The organism is Flavobacterium fructosi, assembly GCF_042787335.1.
In the GTDB taxonomy this organism is placed as follows: domain Bacteria; phylum Bacteroidota; class Bacteroidia; order Flavobacteriales; family Flavobacteriaceae; genus Flavobacterium; species Flavobacterium fructosi.
On the sequence record NZ_JBHZQA010000008.1, the window covers coordinates 76,763 to 97,243 of the forward strand.

Here is a 20,481-nt window from a genome sequence, read left to right on the forward strand (position 1 = left end):
TACAAATGAGAAACACCACATTAATTTACTGCATTCTATTTTTATCAATCGTTATGGGAGGAAAAGTACAGGCTCAAGACTGGCCAAATTTAAATAAATACCAGAATGAAAATGCAAATCTTAAACCCGTGTCATCAGGACAAAAAAGAATTGTATTTATGGGAGATTCCATAACCGAATTTTGGAGTGCAACAGACCCTGAATATTTTTCCGGAAAACCATATGTTAATCGCGGTATCAGTGGCCAAACCACTCCTCAGATGCTAATCCGTTTTAGAGCCGATGTTATTGCTTTAAAACCCACTGCGGTTGTTATTTTGGCTGGAATAAACGATATTGCTGGCAATACAGGTCCTGCAACATTGGAGATGATAGCAAATAATATTTTCTCAATGGCTGAATTGGCAAAAGCAAACCACATTAAAGTAATTCTTTGTTCTGTTTTGCCGGCTTATGATTTTTCTTGGAAACCTAATCAAAATCCGGCTGAAAAAGTGATAGCTCTAAATGAAATGATAAAAAATTACGCTGACGCTAATGACATTCTCTATCTTGATTACTTTTCGGCTATGGTCGATAAACGAAAAGGTTTGCCTACTTTGTATTCTAATGATGAAGTGCATCCCAATAAAAAAGGGTATCAAGTAATGGCACCACTTGCCGAAAAAGCAATTGCCAAGGTTTTATCGCAGAAATAAATTCTCACAGTAAAAAAAAACAAAAAATGAACTATCGCAGATTAGGAAAAACAGGTTTTGAAATTTCAGAAATATCTCTTGGCACATGGCAAGTAGGCGGAAAATGGGGTTCTCCTTTCAATGATAAAACCGCAGACGAGTTAATCAATACCGCTATCGACAATGGCGTAAATTTTATTGATACAGCCGATGTTTATGAAAACGGATGGAGTGAAACTGCGGTAGGTCGAGTGGTTCGTTCCCGTTCTGAACGAATTTATGTGGCTACAAAATGCGGTCGCCACATTAACCCGCACATAAATGAAGGGTACCAACCTTAAGTATTACAAAAATTTGTAGAAGACAGCCTGAGAAGAACTGGATTAGAAACACTGGATTTAATACAACTGCATTGTCCACCCACTGAAGTATTTTACCGTCCTGAAATATTCGAAATGTTTGAGCGCTTGAAAGAGCAAGGGAAAATTTTAAATCTTGGCGTTAGCGTCGAAAAAGTGGAAGAAGGGCTAAAAGCGATTGAATTTCCAAATGTATCTTCGGTTCAGATTATTTTTAATCTTTTTCGCCAGCGTCCATCTGAACTATTTTTTAAAGAAGCGCTAAAACGCGATGTGGGTATTATTGCAAGAGTTCCATTAGCTAGCGGACTTCTGACAGGAAAATTCAATGCCAAAACTACTTTTGACACCCAAGATCACCGCAATTTTAATCGAAATGGCGAAGCTTTTGACAAAGGCGAAACATTTTCCGGTATTAACTACGAACTGGGCTTAAAAGCCGTAGAAGAACTGAAATCATTATTTCCTGAAAGCACAAACTTGGCTCCAATTGTTTTGCAATGGATTTTGAGTTTTGATGAAGTAACTTGCATTATTCCAGGCGCCTCTAATGAAAGTCATGTGCGGTCTAATTTATCGGTTTATGATTTACCTAAATTGACCTATGAAAAAATTGCAGCGATGAATGAAATTTATGAGCGTTTTATAAAACCCGAAGTGCACCAACTTTGGTAATCTATTTTATCACATAAAAAAGCTCGATTTTAGTTAAATCGAGCCTTTTTTATATAAATTCTTGTTTTATGCTAAAGTAGCTGTAGTCGAAATTGCTGCATTCAATAATTTAGAAATAGGACAATTTTTCTCAGCCTTAGTCACTAATTGTTGAAAAACATCATCTGTAATTCCATTTACTTTTGCGTTTACCGTTAAGTGTGACGTTATAATTGTTCCATCTACCAAGTCGATATCACATTTAGTTTCGATACTTTCGATTTCAAAACTAGCTTCAGTGATGTAAGCCGAAAGTTGCATCGTAAAACAACCTGAGTGCGCCGCTGCAATCAATTCTTCTGGATTAGTTCCTACGCCTTCTTCAAAACGGGATTTGAACGAATATTGTGTGTCTTTTAATGTGGTACTTTGTGTAGTAAGTTTTCCGGCTCCTTCTTTGAGTGAACCATTCCAGACTGCGGTTGCATTTCTTTTCATAATTATAAATTTTATATTTTCTCAAATTTAGTTCATTTGTAAAAAAAACGGTTTTAGAAATAGTTTTTTTTAACGAAAATTTAAAGTTCGTTATACTCTATATAATATTCTAAAAAATAATAGAGAAAGTAGCGCCTTTATTAATTCCATCACTTTCCGCTAGAATTTGCCCGTCGTGTCTTTCGATTATTTTTTTACACAAATACAACCCTATTCCTGTTGAAGGTTCATTTAATGTACCTAATTTACTCATTTTAGTGAATTTACCAAACAATTCCTGGTTTTTCTTTTGATCAAAACCCAAACCTTTATCCGCTATTGTAAAAAACAATTTACGGTCTTGAACATAAACACGAACTTTGATTTCACTATCCGGAAACGAGAATTTTATAGCGTTGTCAATCAAGTTCACTAAAACTCGAATCAACAAAATTTTATCAATTTTCAAAAGTGCTTCTTCGACTTCAATTGACAAATCAAGTTTAATGTTTTTATGACTTAACAACTGATCCAATTGCTTCGATACAACCGAAAAAATAGAAGAAAACTGCACCATATCATTTTCAGATTTTTTTTCTATAATTTGATCCTGCTCTTTCAGTAGCTTGATGAAGTTTTCAATATAATTGTATTGTTGTTCTGCTGATTGAAGTATTAATTGGGCTAACTCTGTTGTAGATTCAGAAGGTTCATCCTCTAAAATAAGCAATGCCACCGATTTAGAATTCCCGACAAAGTTCCTTAAATCATGGGAAAGCAAATAGACTAAATCTTGTTTTTCCGTAATGAATTTTTCATTTTCAGCGATTGATTCCTGAATATTACTCATCAACAAACCTGCTTCATCAAAGAAATTAGTTGGCAAAGAAGGAACAATTTTTTCGATTCTGTAATCATTTAAGGCCTTAGAAGCCCATTCAATTGGCTTAATTAATAGCTTTAAAAAGAATAGGGTAGCTCCGGTAGCGACTAAGGTCATTATGAGCGCAAAAATTAAAATGGTATCTGGAGAGATACTTTTATGGCCATAAAGCACAAAAAACAAAAGCCCAATCAATGGAATATGAATTCCTATAAATGCAACAAATAAAAATTTGAAAACATAACTATTTTTAAGAAAACCTATGTGGGATAATTTTTTATATAATTGCATAGAAAATTTTATTTTCGCCTTTTACAACACGAAATTACAAACAACAAAAGAAGTGATTAATTTCGTACTTATACTTTAATCTTTCCAAATATAATGTTAAAATAAGTGTTTTTCTTTAACCCATGTACGTTTAAAAAGAGTATTTGGTTCTTACCAGCATAACTATTTTTCTGTTTCATAATTTTCTACAAAATAAACCACAATTGCGCTTATTTAAATCCTTGTGAAGAACTTAATCCAATTTTTACCCCGAACTACCTGTCCCCAATTATAGCGAAAAACCCGTAGTTGCGAAAGCTTTGGAACTCTTGCCCGTAAAGAGCGACGGAAGGAAGCTCCTTTACGGGCTTAGTGTTCCTGCTTTCGGAAGAGCCCCGAAGCGTCGGGGTTGCAGCGGAAAGCGGGATTGGGCTCAAATAAAAATTAATACTTTTTGAAAATATTTCACAATTTGAATTTATAAAACCATTCAAACGCTTATTTTTGCGCTATGGCAAAGAAAAATACAGACAAAGTTGTCTTTCATCAAATAAAAGTCCTTGATGCTGGTGCAAAAGGCGTTTCGGTAGCAAAGGCTCCCGATGGTAAAGTGGTTTTTATCCCGAATGTCGTTCCCGGCGATGTGGTTGATGTGCAAACGTTCAAGAAACGTAAAGCGTATTATGAAGGAAAAGCGATCCATTTTCACGAATATTCTGAGCATCGTGTAGAACCTATTTGCGAACATTTTGGTGTTTGTGGAGGTTGTAAATGGCAAAATATGAAATACAGCCAACAGTTGTACTACAAGCAAAATGAGGTGAAAAACCATTTGCAACGCATAGGAAAAGTGGAACTTCCAGAATTTGAACCGATTTTAGGTTCGGAAAAACAGTTTTTTTACAGAAATAAAATGGAATTTTCGTTTTCGAACAGCCGTTGGTTGACCGAAAAAGAAATTGACAGCACAGAAGATTTAGGAAACAGAAACGCACTTGGTTTTCACATTCCGAAAATGTGGGACAAAATCTTAGACATCAACAAATGTCATTTGCAGGAAGATCCTTCGAATGCGATTAGAAACGAAGTTCGTGCTTTTGCAAATGAGCATGGTTTAACTTTCTTTAACCCAAGAGCGCATGAAGGTTTGTTAAGAACTTTGATGTTGCGTACGGCTTCGACTGGTGAAATTATGGTTTTGATTCAGTTTTTTGAAAACGATAAAGCCAACAGAGAATTACTTCTAGATCATATTTACGAAAAATTCCCTCATATTACTTCGTTACAATATGTTATCAATAGTAAAGCCAACGATACTTTATACGATACCGATATTAAATTATACAAAGGAAGAGATTACATTCTGGAAGAAATGGAAGGTTTGAAATTTAGCATTAATGCGAAATCTTTTTACCAAACCAACTCTGATCAAGCGTATGAATTATATAAAATAACGAGAGATTTTGCTGGGTTAACTGGAAACGAAGTTGTTTATGACTTGTATACCGGAACAGGAACTATTGCACAGTTTGTCTCTAAAAATGCCAAAAAAGTAATTGGTGTTGAAAGTGTTCCTGAAGCAATTAAAGACGCTAAATTGAATGCAGAACGCAATGAAATTACAAATTGCGAGTTCTTTGTAGGAGATATGAAAGTCGTTTTTAACGATAGCTTTATCAATCAACACGGTCATCCTGACGTGATTATTACTGATCCACCAAGAGACGGAATGCATAAAGACGTAATTGAACAAATTATGAAAATTGCTCCTGAAAAAGTGGTTTATGTAAGCTGTAATTCGGCTACACAAGCGCGTGATCTGGCTTTGATGGATGAAAAATATAAAGTAACTCGTGTGCGTCCTGTGGATATGTTCCCGCAAACACATCACGTTGAAAATGTTGTACTTTTGGAAAGAAGATAATTGATTTTTAATTTCAAATTAGGGAATGCTGATTTTTAATTTTATAACTCTAAAATCAGCATTTTTTAATTGACATCTATCATTCAAAACATAATTTATGAGAAAAATATATTTATTGGTATTAGCGTTAGCGTTTTTTTTCTCCAGTTGTGAGAAAGACGATATTTGTGATGCCAATACTGCTACAACACCAAGACTGGTTATTCAGTTTTATGATTTTGCAAATCCTTCCGTTTTAAAAAATGTAACTAATCTTAAAGTCGTTGGCGCAGGAATGAAAGATGGAATTATTTTTAACCCAACAGCAACCGGTGATTCAAAATACCTGACTAACGGCAATACCATTTCAATTCCGTTAAAAACAAACGATAATACCACTAGTTATACCTTTACCTTAAATTCTGGAAATTCTAATCCGGCATTAATCAACGTAGATAACATACAGTTTGATTACACCAAAAAAGATATTTTTGTATCCAGAGCTTGCGGTTTTAAGACGATTTTCACCTTAAACCCAACAAATCCTTATAAACATACTATTGCCGATGATAAATGGATAAAATACATCTCAGTTGAAAAAAGTAATATAGAAAACGAAAATGAAACACACATTAAAATATTTTTTTAGTTTTTGCCTCGTTTTGTCCATTTCTCTGGTAAAAGCACAAGAAACGAGCCAAAAAGGCGTAATGACGAAGCAACCTACACCAAAAACAGATGGTATAATTCCGGGAAATCCTGAACCTTTCAAAAAAGTTGATTTATCAGCAAAAAAGAAGGATTCTATTATTCTTGTTCCTGCTAAAACGGATCGTTACGGCGTACGAGTTGGTGTTGATTTATATAAATTGACAAGAGCATTATATGACAAAGATTATAAAGGAATTGAATTTGTAGGCGATTATAGGTTAACAAAAAAATACTTTTTGGCTGCCGAGCTCGGAAATGAAAATAAAACTACGGATGATAGCCGATTGAATTCAACGACAAAGGGTTCCTATCTAAAAGGAGGTTTTGACTACAATGCCTATCAAAACTGGCTCAATATGGAAAATATAATTTCTGTAGGAATTCGCTATGGTTTTAGTACTTTTAGCCAACAATTGAATTCTTACAAAATCTACAATGCCAATCCTTATTTTGGAGAAATGCCCCCAATTCCTTCAGGGCAAAAATTCAATGGATTAACAGCCAGCTGGATTGAAGTGGTAGCGGGAGTAAAAGCAAAAGTCTTTAATAATGTGTTTGTGGGCTTTAGTCTTCAATTGAAACGATTAGTTAGTAACAAACGGCCTGATAATTTCGAAAACTTATACATTCCAGGATTCAACCGAACCTACAACGGTGATTTTGGAGTAGGATACAATTATACGGTTACGTATTTTGTTCCTATTTACAAGAAGAAAGTAAAACCTGTAGAAGTTTCTAAAAAATCGGATACGAAAAAGTAAATTAAAAAGAAATACAAATTTCACTGAAAAAAAATATCGTAGAGAAAACTGTTTTCCTTGCGATATTTTTTTATACTTATTTAAGCCTAAAGACCTACCCTATTTCCTTAATGCCCTTTATAAAAATCCATTTCATAAATAATTTCTCTCCGTCTTTCGTTTTTACGGCCTGAAATTTTGGAGCTAAAATTGTTCCAATTACAAAAGCGGTAAAGGGAATCCAAAAACCGGTTAACACTGTATATCGGTCCATTACATATCGAAAGGATATAAAAAATATTGCAAAAGAGCCTAATTGATATAAAAAGGCACGTACTTGTAATTTGGTCATACTAAATGCTGAGTTATGAGTTATTTCTTTTAATCTGAAGCTACTAGCCTATTCTACTATTTCATCCTTATTAACGTTTTCTGAATTTTCAGAACTGTCATCCGTAACTTGAAACTTCGTTCTCTTACTTCCCTCATACATTTCGTATTTCACTAATCTAGCTTCTAAACTCGCGTTAAAAAGTTTGATTTTTCTGGAAGGTTTTAATCCAACGTATTTCAGCGCTTCCAGATTTGCTGTAATAAACCAAGCATTTGTACCAGGATAATTTTTCTTTAAAGTATCGCCAATGCTTTTGTAGAATTCTTCCATATGGATATCCAAACGCTCATCATAAGGCGGATTGAAAACCATGTGTAACTTACCCTTTGACGTTTTTTCGGTATCAAAAAAGTTCTTTTCCTCGATGGTGATGTACTCATCAAGATTGGCATTTTTGATATTGTCTTTGGCTTTTTGAACCGCACTTGGTGCCTTATCGTAACCTTTTATAGTGTAATGAAACTCTCTGACTCTTTTCAATAAGCTGTCCGAAATACTATCAAATAAATCATTGTCCCAATCGTTCCATTTTTCGAAAGCAAATTCTTTACGGTTAATGTTTGCTGGAATATTACAGGCAATCATAGCTGCTTCCGCCAGAAAAGTTCCAGAACCACACATTGGATCCAAGAAATCACCTTGACCATCCCAACCCGACAGCAACAAGATTCCTGCTGCCAAAACTTCGTTGATAGGGGCAATATTCGTAGCTGTCCTATAACCACGTTGATGCAATGAATTTCCAGAAGTATCCAATGCAACCGAAACCTGATCTTTGTCAATGTGGATATTAATTCTCAAATCAGGAAAAACTTTATCAATACTGGGACGTTGCCCGGTTCTTTCTCTAAATTGATCAACAATCGCATCTTTACATTTTTGAGAAACAAATTCTGAGTGATTAAAATATTCCGAATGTACCGTAGCGTCAATCACAAAAGTCTGATTGGCGTTAAGTAATTTAGACCAATTTACTCCCGAAATGCCTTTGTATAAAGCCTGTTCGTTATTAGCCTTGAAAAAATAAATAGGTTTTAAGATTTTCAAAGCCGTACGCAAAGATAAATTCGCTTTGTACATAAACCCTTTATCCCCTTTAAAACTTACCATTCTCACACCTTGTTCAACGTTTTGCGCGCCCAACATCTGCAATTCTTTCGCTAATATTTCTTCAAAACCAAAAAAGGTTTTGGCAACCATTTTAAAATTATTTTCCATTGTAAAATCAAGTATTCGTTGCAAAAATACACTAAATTTGCCTGAATCGAATTAATTGAAAAAGAATAAATGTCTGCAGCACAAAATCCACCAACTGAAAATCAATTGAAATCATCTGAAAACTGGTACACGTCTTGGTTTGACACTCCGTATTATCACATTCTTTATAAAGAAAGGAATTATAGAGAAGCTCAGGTTTTTATGGATAATATTACACACTACCTTAATCTTCCCGAAAACGCAAAAGTACTAGATTTAGCTTGCGGCAAGGGACGCCATTCTATTTATTTAAACCAATTGGGATTTGACGTTCTGGGTGCTGATTTATCAGAAAATAGTATTGCTGAAGCTTCTAAAAACACCAATGAAACACTACATTTCAAAGTTCATGATATGCGTGAACCTTTTGAAGAAAAATACGATGCTATTTTCAATTTGTTTACCAGCTTTGGCTATTTCGAGAATGACGAGGACAATCTAACCACTTTAAAAGCCATCAAAGACAGCTTATCCGAATATGGATTTGCCGTGATTGACTTTATGAATGTCGCTCATGTGCTCGAAACCTTAGTTCCTGAAGAAACTAAAACCGTAGATGAAATCGAATTTTACATCAAACGCTATCTAAAAGACGGTCATATTTTTAAAGAAATTGACTTTGAAGACAAAGGTCAAAAATTTCATTTTACCGAAAAAGTAAAAGCTTTGGCGCTTCCCGATTTTGAACAATTAATGGAGGAAGCCGGAATTTACCTGTTGGATATTTTTGGAGATTATAAATTAAAAAAATTCCACAAAACAGATAGTGAACGACTTATCATGATTTTTAAATAGTTATTGGGTTAGACAAACAAACGGTTAAGCAAAAAACATGAATTATCTTTTACCATTACTTTCGGTACTACTAGGGTACGGTATTGCTCTGGTTTTGAAGCCAAACGACAAAACCAATCTGAAATTATTATTGGCCTTCAGCGGTTCGTTTTTGCTTTCATTAACGGTGATGCACCTATTACCGGAAGTTTATGAAAGTAAAAATGGCAACATCGGCCTTTTTATTATGTTGGGAATTTTATTCCAAATCATACTGGAATTTTTCTCCAAAGGTGCAGAACACGGGCATGTTCACGGGCACGCAAACATGAATCATATTCCATGGCTTTTATTCATCAGCCTTTGCATTCATGCCTTTTTAGAAGGATTTCCCGTAAGCCATCATCATGATTTAGCCTTAGGAATTGCCATCCATCATTTACCAATTGCCATTATTCTTACAACATTTTTCATTAATTCAAGTCTAAGCAATAAGGCAATTTTTATCTTTATGGTTACCTTTGCAATTATGACACCACTAGGGACCTTTTTATCGGGTTCTCTACCGGTTTTAAATGAATATTATGACGAAATAACGGCTGTTGTAATTGGAATATTATTCCATATTTCATCCACTATCATTTTCGAAAGCAGTGAAGGTCACAAATTTAATATCGTCAAAGTTTCTATGATCGTAATAGGAATTGCCTTGGCGTATTTTATATAATTAAACAATTTGGGCGTGACCGCAAGGGTCGGGCTATTCGCTGCAATCTTTTTTCATTCCGCTACCGCTTCATGATAAAAAGGATTTCCGCTGCTAACCCTCACGCAAAAAAAAATATTGTACGGACAATTTGCGAGTTGTCCGTACAAAAAAAATAAAAAAAATGACCTTTACAAAAACCACTGAACAATCTTCAAAATACCAACATTTAGAAAAAATGTCGGTTCAAGAATTGTTATTGAATATCAATGCGGAAGACAAGACCGTTCCGCTTGCCGTAGAAAAAGCGTTGTCGCAAATAGAACTTTTAGTGACTGAAATCGTTGCTAAAATGAAATTAGGTGGTCGATTATTCTACATTGGCGCAGGAACTTCGGGCCGTTTAGGAATTCTTGATGCATCGGAATGTCCGCCAACCTTTGGTGTTCCTTTCGATTTAGTAATTGGGATTATTGCCGGTGGCGATGCCGCCATTCGCAGAGCCGTAGAAAATGCCGAAGACAATGCTACTCAGGCTTGGATTGATTTAAAAGCATTCGATATAAACGAGAATGATGTTGTTGTGGGAATAGCCGCTTCAGGAACAACACCTTATGTTATTGGAGGATTACAAGCTTGTAACGAAAATAATATCACTACAGGAAGCATTTCTTGCAATGCGGGAAGTCCACTTTCCCAAATCGCAAAATTCCCAATCGAAGTAGTTGTAGGACCTGAATTTGTAACAGGAAGCTCCCGCATGAAAGCAGGAACAGCACAAAAATTAGTGCTCAATATGATTTCAACAGCAACTATGATTCAACTCGGTAAAGTAAAAGGCAATAAAATGGTCGATATGCAATTGAGCAATAACAAATTGGTTGATCGAGGTGTAAAAATGATTATGGGTGAAATTCCTGTTTCCTACGAACAAGCTTCCGAATTATTAAAAAATTACGGAAGCGTTAGAAAAGCAGTTAATAATTACATGGGGCAGTAAACCGCTTCTATTTAATTTTACAAAAAACCTTAACATTAAACAATTATATGAAATCAAAAATCCTACTCTTTGCTTTTTTACTGTTTTCTGCACTATCATTTTCTCAACAACTTACTTTGAAATCAAGCGGGAGAATATATGATTTCAACAACCAAAAACTTTCGAACACCGCGGTAAAAGAATTGCTTGCTTCGCAACCCCAACTTCTTGAACAATACCAACAAGGCAGAACGAAAGCTGCAGTAGGCGGATTGCTTTTGGGATTTGGAATAGGCATTTTAGGGTCTGATTTGGTTACAGGATTAACACAAGATAAAACCTATCCTACAGCATTAACTTATGTTGGATTGGCATCTACACTTATATCTATTCCAGTAATAATTGGTCATTCAAAAAAAATAAAGAAGGCAATTGATGGATACAATGAATCTCTGTTAATCAATAAAACTAGTTTTAATTTCGAAAAAATTAATGTTATTACCAATCAAAACGGAATTGGTATGCGAATCTCTTTTTAAATCAATGGCAACTAACAAAGAACTATTATCCAAAGGAATCAGATATTTAGCGGGAGCTTTGCCCCTACTATTTATTGGTCCATCATTGATTTATAATGCGTTTATGAATCAACAAAATGCCTGGCATTATTTGGTTTTAGCAATCGGAATCATTGCTTGCCTTGCTGCCATGTTTCTGATGTATTTAGGATTAAAAACAATTATGAAAAGCTTATTTAACGACTAATGGAAGATTTGATTCACATTCAAAAAACATTTGAAAAAATTATTTATATCGGCAAGAAAATAAGTTATAGAGAATTTGAGGATTGTATTTTCAAGAATTGTGATTTCTCTAATAGTGATTTTTCAAATAACACTTTTATGGATTGCGAGTTCATCGATTGTAATTTGGCCATGACTAATTTAGCAGGAACAAGCCTGAAAACGGTTAGTTTTAAAAATTGTAAATTGCTGGGAATCCATTTTAACACTTGTACTGATTTCTTATTTAGCGTTCATTTTCAGGATTGTGTTTTGGATTATTCCTCTTTTGCTAATAAAAAGATGCCAAAGACAAAATTCAATTCCTGTTCTATGAAAGAAGTTAATTTTGCAGGTGCGACTCTTTCGAATTCGGTACTTGAAAATTGTAATTTAGACAATGCTGTTTTCAATGAAACCCAACTCAAGGAAGTCGATTTTACAACCGCATACAATTATAAAATTGATCCCGAATTCAATCCCATGAAGAAAGCCAAGTTTTCGACACAAGGAATTCCGGGACTTTTAGACAAATATGATATTAAAATCCTCTAATCATGGAAATCAATAATCAATATGTCGAAAGTGTAAAAAAGCAATTTCTCTATTATAAAACTTTGGGAGAAAAAGCTATTGACCAACTAGAACCAGAGCAACTTTTTTTCGCTGTAAATGACGATACAAATAGCATTGCCACTATTGTAAAACATCTTTCAGGAAATATGCGTTCCAGATGGACTGATTTTCTGACTACAGATGGCGAAAAAGAATGGCGCAATCGAGATGCGGAATTCGAAAATGATTTGCAGTCAAAAGAAGAAGTTTTAGCACTTTGGAACAAAGCCTGGGAATGTTTGTTTACTGCTTTAAACGGATTTCAACCCGAGCAACTTTCTCAGATTATATATATATTAGAAATGAAGGACATTCTGTTATAGAAGCCATCAACAGACAACTAGCCCATTATCCGTATCATGTTGGACAAATTGTATTTTATGCAAAACAACTGAAAAAAAGCGATTGGGAAAGTTTGTCGATTCCAAAAAATAAATCCAACAGTTATAATGCTGATAAATTTTCTCAAGAAAAAAGCATCAAAAATTTTACTGATGAAGAATTAAAACGATTAAAATAACTATTATAAACTTCCCTGATAGAAGTGAAAATCCTTTTTTGAGGAACAAAAAAAAGATTGAAACGGATAGCAGGAAATAGCTCCAAAAAAAAATGAAAAAAATAATACTTCTCCTCCCACTATTTCTATTACTATCATGTTATAATGTGGAGCGCAACTGCGCAGCATTTAAAACTGGGAAATTCAAATTTGAATACAAAGTAAATGGCATCAAAAAAACAACTTTTTTTGAACGTAATGACAGTATCGAAATCGAAACTTTTGACGGTAAAACAGATACTGCTTCGATACGATGGGTAAATGATTGCGAATATATTTTGCGCAAAATACATCCTAAAAATAAAGCAGAAGAAAAAGCAATCGATATGAAAATTTTGACAACCTCAAAAAATTCTTATACCTTTGAATTTGGAATGGTCGGTTTAGACACAAAACAAAAAGGTATCGTTACCAAGATTTCAGATTAAACTTTTCAGATTCATAATTCATAACTTAATAAAATGGAAGTATTTTTAAATCCCGATGCGTGGGTCGCCTTGTTAACATTAACGTTTCTAGAGATCGTATTGGGAATCGACAATATTATTTTTATATCGATTGCCACCGGAAAATTACCAATTGAGCAACGAAAAAAAGCAACCAAAGTTGGAATGTTCCTTGCCATGTTTATGAGAATTGGACTTTTATTTGGTATTAATCTTTTAATTCAAATGAAGGAACCTTGGTTTCACATCGATTTCAGTTGGTTTTCGGCTGGAGTTACAGGTCAGAGTCTTATTTTACTTGGTGGAGGATTATTCTTAATTTACAAGAGTACGAATGAAATTAGGGAGAAAGTCGACGAGAAAGGACATGAAGAAAAAGAATTAGGTAAGGCAGCAACAAAATCATTTCAAAATGTCTTACTACAAATTATTATGATTGATTTAGTTTTCTCTTTTGACAGTATTCTTACAGCGGTAGGAATGACAAACGGAGTCGAAGGTGCTATTTACATAATGATAACTGCAGTGGTTATTTCGGTGTTAATAATGATGCAATTTGCTGTACCTGTCGGGAATTTTGTAAATAAACATCCATCTATTCAAATATTGGGTTTATCATTTTTGATACTAATTGGTTTTATGTTGCTTACGGAGAGTGCTCATTTATCTGATGCCTTAATCTTTGGAAACCACGTTACACCGGTACCAAAAGGATATTTATATTTTGCCATTTCATTCTCACTTTTAGTCGAAGTGCTGAATATGAAAATGACAAAAAAGAAATAATGAAATTATTTTTTGATAAACAAACTGCTTTATGCGAACTTGCTTATTATTCTGAAAATATAATCCCCCGTTAATTAGGGTAACACTAAAAAGACCCTAACATGGTCTTTTTTCTTTTTATTTTATTTTTTATAAATTATCTTATACACAAATAAGCCCCTTGAAAAATACCATTTCCCATAGAGTTGCGGACTTTTTAAAAAATTTTCCTCCTTTTAACTTTTTACATCAAAAAGATATTGAAACCCTTTCGGAACAAATATCTATTATTTACAAAGAAAAAGATAGTGTTGTATTTGCTGAAAATGAAGATACTCATGACTGTTTTTACATCGTTCATAAAGGAGCCGTTATTCTAAGAAATAGTCTTAGTAATGACATTTTAGACATGTGTGATGAGGGAGATATTTTTGGTTTGAGGCCACTGATAGCCAATGAGAACTATAAGATGGAAGCCATGACCTATGAAGAAAGTATTCTTTATGCTATTCCCATTGCTATTTTCAAACCTTACGCTTTAGAAAATAGAGCTGTGGGTAATTTTTTAATAGAAAGCTTTGCCTCCAACACCCGCAATCCGTATTCCAAAAGTCACAGCGGAAAATTATACGGAGATTTAAAGGACATAGAAATTCCTGATCCTAATAAAAATATCCTTGACTTACAACCTGTCAAATATTCAAAAAAAATAATTACTTGTTTCTCAACAACTTCTGCAAAAATCATAGCCCAAACTATGACTAAAAAGAATGTTGGGGCCATTCTTGTCATAGAGGACAAACTTCCTATTGGTATTATTACAGATAAGGATCTAAGGAACAAAATAGTAACAGGAGAATTTCCTATCACAACTACAGCTGCTTTAATAATGACAACTCCTGTTATTACGTATCCAAAAAAAATGACCATTACCCAGGCCCAAATGGCAATGATGAAAAGTAATATAAGCCATATTTGTATTACGAAAGATGGAACTGTAAATACAAAAGCGATAGGAATTCTTTCCAAGCATGATGTTATGGTGGCGTTGGGTAATAATCCCGCAGTGTTAATAAAAGCGGTAAAAAGAGCTAAAAAATTTAAAGAAATAAAGCCCATTAGGACAAACATTATGCAATTACTGCAAGGATATTTGGATCAAAATATTCCTATGACCTTAATTTCTAAAATAATTACAGAATTGAATGATGTCTGCATAAAGCAAGTCATTGCAATCGCACTGAAAAAAATGAAAAGCCCTCCACCTGTGAAGTTTGCGTGGCTGGCATTAGGAAGCCAGGGAAGAAGCGAGCAGCTGCTTCATACTGATCAAGACAATGCGCTCGTTTATGAAGATGTTTCAGAGGAACTCAAAGAAACTACTAATGCGTATTTTCTAGAACTGGCTACCTATGTTAATAAAGGACTTTTTGATATCGGTTATGACTACTGTCCGGCAGAAATGATGGCCTCTAATCCTAAATGGTGTCTCAGTCTGAGCCAATGGAAAAGTCTAGTATCTCACTGGATCACAAATCCGGGGAAAACTGAGGTATTATTGTCCTTTATATTTTTTGATTATAGTTTATCCTACGGAGATAGTGAACTTGTCAACAACCTCTCCGACTATATCTTTGACAACATCAAGGCCAACCCTGTTTTCTATATTCATTTAGTTAGTGGGGCATTACAAAGTCCCTCTCCGACAGGATTCTTCAGACAATTTCTTTTAGAGCAGGATGGCGCCCATAAAGATTTCTTTGATATCAAAAGACGTGCTTTAATGCCATTGTCGGATGCCGCTCGAGTTCTTATCCTTTCTCATTCCGTCAAATCCATTAGTAATACCCCTGAGCGATTCGAAAAATTGGCGGAATTAGAACCGCAAAATAAGGAGTTATATTTATCCTGTTCGTATTCCTTTAAAGCATTATTAAAATTTAGAACTAAGCAAGGACTTTTACATAATGACTCCGGTCAGTTTATTTCTTTAGAAACACTTTCTAAATTAGAAAAAATAAAGCTAAAAAGAACTTTCAAAACTATTAAGGATCTACAAGAACTCATTACCATTCGTTTTAATCCTTCTAATATACTTTAAGGATGAATTTATTTAAAAAAAGTAAAGATGGTTTATTTAAGTTTTGGAACAAATCTGAAACATCAACTGATGACAAACAATCAAACGGTATTGATGCAACACGTTTTGTAATCTTGGACACAGAAACCACTGGTTTTGATTATACTGCTGATCGAATCCTTTGTATCGGGGCTGTCGTTTTACAAAACAATACGATTTCCATTCCCGATAGCTTTGAAGTTTATATTCAGCAAGATCATTACGATAAAGCCACCGCAAAAATTCATGGAATCCTGAAGGATTTTGCGTTAGACCGCCTTACAGAATTAGAGGCCTTACAACAGTTTTTAGTCTTTTTAGGAGATTCCATAATAATTGCACACCACACCATATTTGACATTACTATGATTAATAAGGCACTGGAGAGAAATGGATTGCCGAAATTAACAAATAAGACATTAGATACTGCTTTTCTTTATAAAAAAACATTGCTGAAATCATACATAATACAACGCAAAGAAACCTATAGTTTAGACGAACTTGCGGATAAATTTGATATATCAAAAGAAGATAGGCATACTGCAATGGGGGACGCTTACATCACTGCAATTGCTTTTTTAAAAATTTTAACAAAATTGAAAGAAAAAAAAGATAAAACTCTAAACCAACTGTTTACATAGAGACAAAACACGGCAATGATATCAGTCAATAAAAACTTCCGCAATTGCGGAGGTTTTTATTTATTCTAAAGTTAATGTTATCTGCCCATCATCTTCCAGTTGGATATCCGCATCATCACCGTCAGTTTCTCCTTTGACTTCCAATTCTTTAACAATGATCTCCTCTGGAATTTCATAAGGCAAAGGGGCCAAAAGATTTACTTGTTTCAATTTATCTGTTGTCAATTGATTGCCAAGAGCCTTAAATCCTTTTATGCCGATATAGGATTCTATATCTATCGTCATATTATCTTTTTGAACACCTTTTACTTTTATAAAAATTAATTCAGCTACCGGACGATAATCTGTTGATACAATTTCTAATCTTGAGTTAGAATGTTCTGTGATAAAACTCTCCTCTTTATTTTCAATTTCTACCAAGAAACGTTTGATATAATAACGCTCTTTTTCACCGTCATAATAAATTGCCGAAATCGGTTTTTTAGGAACCCATTTTTCTAAAACAACCATATCTTGATCAAAATGCGTAGACAATTCCGGTGTAATTACTTTTATTTTTCCGGGTTGCGATACAATCAGAATCTTATCACTAGGTCTGAATTCGCCTAACAAATTCCCACGTCCGTCTACGTTTAATCGTTGAACGGTATCATCAAACCAAACTTTTCTAGGTAATAAAGTGGAAATCCCTTTTTCTTTCAATTCGATTTTTTTGATAGGATATTTGGTTACCAAATTCCCTTTAGAAGCTCTTCCCTTAATGGTTAAACTAGCAAAATCAATATCGAATTTCAGTTTTTTGACACTTCCTACCTGACGTAACATAATCGCGATAACCTCTGCTTCCCCATTTGGATTACAAGAAAAATAAAGCACTTGTGAACCCGCTGTTTCATTGGTTAAATCATAGGCCTTGTCTCTAGTTACACCAGAAACATTGAACCTTTTTATGTATGAAGGACCTGATTTTCCGTCACGATAAATCATGTTATAAATCGTTCTTTTATCGCTTTTGTCAAAAATAGCAATATGTATAATGTCTTTACCCACGAAGGTTTTGGCATCTACTTTTGTAATCATCATTTTTCCGTCACGAAGAAACACGATGACATCATCAATATCAGAACAATCCGTTACGTACTCGTCTTTTTTCAAACTTGTACCAACGAAACCTTCTTCCTTATTTACGTATAATTTAGTATTTCTTAAAACTACTTTCGTTGCTTCGATATCATCAAAAATACGAAGTTCTGTTTGACGTTCTCTTCCTTTACCGTACTTCTCCTTTAACTTGGCAAAATAAGCAATTGCAAAATCGATAAGATGTTCTAAATTGTGTTTTACCTGTTCGATATCACCCTCAAGCGCTTCAATTTTATCTTGCGCTTTATTACTGTCAAACTTAGAAATACGCATGATTCGAATATCCAACAAACGGAGAATATCTTCTTCGGTAACGGCTCGTTTTAAGTGTTTTATGTGTGGTTTTAAACCATCATCAACGGCCATTATTACCGTTTCTCGAGTCGTCATTTCTTCAATATCACGATAGATTTTATTTTCGATAAAAATTCGTTCCAAAGAAAGAAAATGCCATTGTTCTTCTAATTCCGTCAACTGTATTTCCAGTTCGCTTTTCAAAAGTTGGACAGTTCTGTTTGTTGAAATTTTCAACATATCAGAAACCCCGATAAAGAGCGGTTTATTATCTTCAATCACGCAGCCTAATGGCGCTACCGAGGTTTCGCAAGCTGTAAAAGCAAATAATGCATCTATGGTTTTATCCGGTGAAACACCCGGAAAAAGATGGATTAAAATCTCAACTTCAGCGGCAGTATTGTCCTCAATTTTCTTGATCTTGATTTTCCCTTTATCATTGGCTTTCAAAATACTGTCAATCAAAGTCGTAGTATTGGTTGAAAATGGAATTTGGGTAATCACTAAAGTATTTTTGTCCAGTTGTGCAATTTTGGCACGCACACGCACACGTCCGCCACGCAATCCATCATTATAATTAGACACATCAGCAATACCTTGTGTCAAGAAATCAGGATATAAGGTAAATAGTTTACCTTTCAGAATTTTTATTGACGAATCAATTAACTCATTGAAATTATGAGGTAACACTTTCGTCGAAAGACCCACAGCGATTCCCTCAGCTCCAGAAGCCAATAATAATGGAAACTTTACAGGCAGATTATTGGGCTCGGCACGACGACCATCGTAAGAAACACCCCAATCCGTAATCTTTGGAGAATATAAAACTTCCAAAGCAAATTTAGATAAACGTGCTTCAATGTAACGAGAAGCCGCAGCTCCATCTCCCGTTAGAATATTTCCCCAGTTTCCCTGACAGTCAATCAGCAATTCTTTCTGTCCAATTTGTACCATGGCATCACCAATACTTTGATCACCGTGAGGATGATACTGCATGGTGTGTCCTACAACATTGGCAACTTTATTATAACGACCGTCATCTAATTCCTTTAAAGAGTGCATAATTCTGCGCTGAACCGGCTTAAAACCGTCCTCAATCGCCGGAACTGCACGTTCCAGAATCACATAAGAAGCATAATCGAGAAACCAGTCCTTGTACATTCCCGTAACTTTGGTAATGGTATCGTTTCCGTCTTCTTGATTATCGTAAAAATGTTGTCCTCCTGTAGAAATTATATCTTCAAAAGCATCTTCTCCAACTGTATTTTCTTCTTCTTGACCTTCTGGTAATATGTTATCGTCTTCTTCGTCTTTCATTATCTTGATTCCGAAATTAATTGTATTAAATCTTCTCTGCTTGGCAGAATTGTTTTGTATTTGCTAGCAAAAAATTGCTCATTATTTTCTGGTAAAGTATATTCTACAGCCAAATCACTCTTATTTTGGCAAAGAACAATTCCTATTGTTTTATTTTCGTCTTCCAAACGCATTTCTCTTTCTCGACTTAAAGCCAATCGAGTATAAAGAGCTGAATTATATTGTCGTTTTAATTCCCGAACACTCCAATTGTATTTTTCGGATTCTATTTCATAAAAACGTCTTTCTCTCTCATCGTCAATTCGCATTAAGAGAACATAATGTGTCCAAGTCAATTTAAAAAACGAAATCAGCGACTGCTCTTTTTGATTTTCAGAAACCCCAGTCAGTGACTGTGAAATTGAATTTTTAGAAATCCGCAACAGTGTATCGGATTTCTCAAGATTCAATTTCGTTATCAGTGATGACGAAATTGAATATGTTTTATAAAATTTTCTCATTCGATCAAGATTTTCTACAGAAAACCCTTTTCCAAACTTAATAGTCAACTTTTCAGAAAGTCCTTTTAGTAGTTGTTTTCCGTATTTCGCACGTTCTTTTCCGTTTTGCTCTTCTTCAACAGTCATTCTTCCTATTTCAAAATAAGTATAAACCATTGTTGAATTTACGGTGCGTAAAACCTGTTGACGGGCATTTTGCAATAGCGCGACTACTTGAGCGAATAAAGCTTTATTTTGAAGATTATCTGGAACTGTATTTTCTTCGTCTTTCATTAAATATATTCTATTGAATACTAATTAATTTTAATTTTGTTCTAAAAATTCTAAAAAGAATATTTTTCATTACAACCATGCTCTTTTTTTGCAGCCTCAATTCCATTTTTATCTAACTCTTTATTTACGACATTATCACATTCTTTGTAGTAATTACTACTTGTAATAAAAAAGATAACTAAAAAACTAATCACGAATAATATAACGATAAAAATCATTATGTTTTTTGTAGGCATTTTATAA

The 20,481-nt window shown here is 34.3% G+C and carries 21 protein-coding genes and 2 pseudogenes; 16 read left to right on the forward strand and 7 right to left on the reverse strand.

Annotated elements, in window-relative coordinates:
* The first annotated feature begins 5 nt into the window (after nucleotides 1-5).
* Entirely contained in the window at nucleotides 6-698 is a 693-nt protein-coding gene (locus ACFX5D_RS12425; protein WP_379858503.1) for an SGNH/GDSL hydrolase family protein, read from the forward strand.
* Nucleotides 699-724: 26 nt separating this feature from the next.
* Nucleotides 725-1,711, forward strand: a pseudogene (locus ACFX5D_RS12430) (aldo/keto reductase).
* Nucleotides 1,712-1,777: 66 nt separating this feature from the next.
* Here the strand turns inward: ACFX5D_RS12430 and ACFX5D_RS12435 are convergent.
* Nucleotides 1,778-2,188, reverse strand: a complete 411-nt coding sequence (locus tag ACFX5D_RS12435) for an OsmC family protein (RefSeq protein WP_379858504.1) — start codon at nucleotides 2,186-2,188, stop codon at nucleotides 1,778-1,780.
* Nucleotides 2,189-2,297: 109 nt separating this feature from the next.
* On the reverse strand, nucleotides 2,298-3,341 hold the full coding sequence (locus ACFX5D_RS12440) for a sensor histidine kinase (RefSeq protein WP_379858505.1): 1,044 nt from the start codon (nucleotides 3,339-3,341) through the stop codon (nucleotides 2,298-2,300).
* 490 nt (nucleotides 3,342-3,831) lie between these two features.
* Between ACFX5D_RS12440 and rlmD the strand changes: the two genes are divergently transcribed.
* The 3 genes from rlmD (at nucleotide 3,832) to ACFX5D_RS12455 (ending at nucleotide 6,695) form a co-directional block, all read left to right on the forward strand.
* The gene (gene rlmD / locus ACFX5D_RS12445; RefSeq protein ID WP_379858506.1) at nucleotides 3,832-5,244 is read left to right on the forward strand and encodes a 23S rRNA (uracil(1939)-C(5))-methyltransferase RlmD; all 1,413 of its coding nucleotides are present in this window, start codon (nucleotides 3,832-3,834) and stop codon (nucleotides 5,242-5,244) included.
* 97 nt (nucleotides 5,245-5,341) lie between these two features.
* Complete coding sequence (locus ACFX5D_RS12450; protein ID WP_379858507.1) at nucleotides 5,342-5,872, forward strand: DUF6452 family protein; 531 nt, start codon at nucleotides 5,342-5,344, stop codon at nucleotides 5,870-5,872.
* Nucleotides 5,844-6,695: a DUF6048 family protein gene (locus tag ACFX5D_RS12455; RefSeq protein WP_379858508.1), complete on the forward strand. Its 852-nt coding sequence runs from the start codon at nucleotides 5,844-5,846 to the stop codon at nucleotides 6,693-6,695. The genes ACFX5D_RS12450 and ACFX5D_RS12455 overlap by 29 nt, the downstream gene beginning before the upstream one ends.
* A gap of 94 nt (nucleotides 6,696-6,789) precedes the next feature.
* Here the strand turns inward: ACFX5D_RS12455 and ACFX5D_RS12460 are convergent, their stop codons facing one another.
* Both ACFX5D_RS12460 and ACFX5D_RS12465 read right to left on the reverse strand, forming a co-directional pair.
* The gene (locus tag ACFX5D_RS12460; protein WP_379858509.1) at nucleotides 6,790-7,026 is read right to left on the reverse strand and encodes a hypothetical protein; all 237 of its coding nucleotides are present in this window, start codon (nucleotides 7,024-7,026) and stop codon (nucleotides 6,790-6,792) included.
* 48 nt (nucleotides 7,027-7,074) lie between these two features.
* Nucleotides 7,075-8,286, reverse strand: a complete 1,212-nt coding sequence (locus ACFX5D_RS12465) for a THUMP domain-containing class I SAM-dependent RNA methyltransferase (protein ID WP_379858510.1) — start codon at nucleotides 8,284-8,286, stop codon at nucleotides 7,075-7,077.
* 69 nt (nucleotides 8,287-8,355) lie between these two features.
* Here ACFX5D_RS12465 and ACFX5D_RS12470 point away from each other — a divergent pair, with 69 nt between their 5' ends.
* The 11 genes and pseudogenes from ACFX5D_RS12470 to ACFX5D_RS12520 all read left to right on the forward strand — a co-directional run bounded on the left by ACFX5D_RS12470 (nucleotide 8,356) and on the right by ACFX5D_RS12520 (nucleotide 16,711).
* A complete protein-coding gene (locus tag ACFX5D_RS12470; protein WP_379858511.1) occupies nucleotides 8,356-9,120 on the forward strand; it encodes a class I SAM-dependent methyltransferase in 765 nt (254 codons plus the stop codon).
* A 37-nt stretch (nucleotides 9,121-9,157) separates the two neighbouring features.
* Nucleotides 9,158-9,826 carry a ZIP family metal transporter gene (locus ACFX5D_RS12475; RefSeq protein ID WP_379858512.1) on the forward strand — a complete coding sequence of 223 codons (669 nt, stop codon included), beginning with the start codon at nucleotides 9,158-9,160 and terminating at the stop codon, nucleotides 9,824-9,826.
* A 163-nt stretch (nucleotides 9,827-9,989) separates the two neighbouring features.
* Nucleotides 9,990-10,805 carry an N-acetylmuramic acid 6-phosphate etherase gene (murQ, locus tag ACFX5D_RS12480; protein ID WP_379858513.1) on the forward strand — a complete coding sequence of 272 codons (816 nt, stop codon included), beginning with the start codon at nucleotides 9,990-9,992 and terminating at the stop codon, nucleotides 10,803-10,805.
* A 47-nt stretch (nucleotides 10,806-10,852) separates the two neighbouring features.
* Complete coding sequence (locus tag ACFX5D_RS12485) at nucleotides 10,853-11,323, forward strand: hypothetical protein (protein WP_379858514.1); 471 nt, start codon at nucleotides 10,853-10,855, stop codon at nucleotides 11,321-11,323.
* A 4-nt stretch (nucleotides 11,324-11,327) separates the two neighbouring features.
* Nucleotides 11,328-11,549, forward strand: coding sequence for a DUF6095 family protein (locus ACFX5D_RS12490; protein ID WP_379851547.1), 222 nt, complete (start codon nucleotides 11,328-11,330; stop codon nucleotides 11,547-11,549).
* Complete coding sequence (locus ACFX5D_RS12495) at nucleotides 11,549-12,121, forward strand: pentapeptide repeat-containing protein (protein ID WP_379858515.1); 573 nt, start codon at nucleotides 11,549-11,551, stop codon at nucleotides 12,119-12,121. Before ACFX5D_RS12490 ends, ACFX5D_RS12495 begins: the two co-directional genes overlap by 1 nt.
* Nucleotides 12,122-12,123: 2 nt before the next feature.
* A pseudogene (locus ACFX5D_RS12500) lies at nucleotides 12,124-12,701 on the forward strand (DUF1572 family protein).
* Between the two features lie 92 nt (nucleotides 12,702-12,793).
* On the forward strand, nucleotides 12,794-13,168 hold the full coding sequence (locus ACFX5D_RS12505; protein ID WP_379851550.1) for a DNA topoisomerase IV: 375 nt from the start codon (nucleotides 12,794-12,796) through the stop codon (nucleotides 13,166-13,168).
* A 33-nt stretch (nucleotides 13,169-13,201) separates the two neighbouring features.
* The gene (locus ACFX5D_RS12510; RefSeq protein ID WP_379858516.1) at nucleotides 13,202-13,972 is read left to right on the forward strand and encodes a TerC family protein; all 771 of its coding nucleotides are present in this window, start codon (nucleotides 13,202-13,204) and stop codon (nucleotides 13,970-13,972) included.
* Between the two features lie 160 nt (nucleotides 13,973-14,132).
* A complete protein-coding gene (locus ACFX5D_RS12515) occupies nucleotides 14,133-16,052 on the forward strand; it encodes a DUF294 nucleotidyltransferase-like domain-containing protein (protein ID WP_379858517.1) in 1,920 nt (639 codons plus the stop codon).
* Nucleotides 16,053-16,054: 2 nt separating this feature from the next.
* Nucleotides 16,055-16,711 (forward strand): 3'-5' exonuclease, encoded by a 657-nt coding sequence (locus tag ACFX5D_RS12520; RefSeq protein ID WP_379858518.1) that lies wholly within the window; start codon nucleotides 16,055-16,057, stop codon nucleotides 16,709-16,711.
* Nucleotides 16,712-16,771: 60 nt separating this feature from the next.
* On the opposite strand, the gene ACFX5D_RS12525 is transcribed toward ACFX5D_RS12520, so the two are convergent.
* From ACFX5D_RS12525 to ACFX5D_RS12535, 3 genes are read right to left on the reverse strand one after another with little or no spacing between them, the layout of a single operon-like run.
* A complete protein-coding gene (locus ACFX5D_RS12525) occupies nucleotides 16,772-19,465 on the reverse strand; it encodes a DNA gyrase/topoisomerase IV subunit A (RefSeq protein ID WP_379858519.1) in 2,694 nt (897 codons plus the stop codon).
* Complete coding sequence (locus ACFX5D_RS12530) at nucleotides 19,465-20,238, reverse strand: PDDEXK nuclease domain-containing protein (protein WP_379858520.1); 774 nt, start codon at nucleotides 20,236-20,238, stop codon at nucleotides 19,465-19,467. The genes ACFX5D_RS12525 and ACFX5D_RS12530 overlap by 1 nt, the downstream gene beginning before the upstream one ends.
* A gap of 50 nt (nucleotides 20,239-20,288) precedes the next feature.
* Nucleotides 20,289-20,474, reverse strand: coding sequence for a hypothetical protein (locus tag ACFX5D_RS12535; protein WP_379858521.1), 186 nt, complete (start codon nucleotides 20,472-20,474; stop codon nucleotides 20,289-20,291).
* Nucleotides 20,475-20,481: the final 7 nt, after the last annotated feature.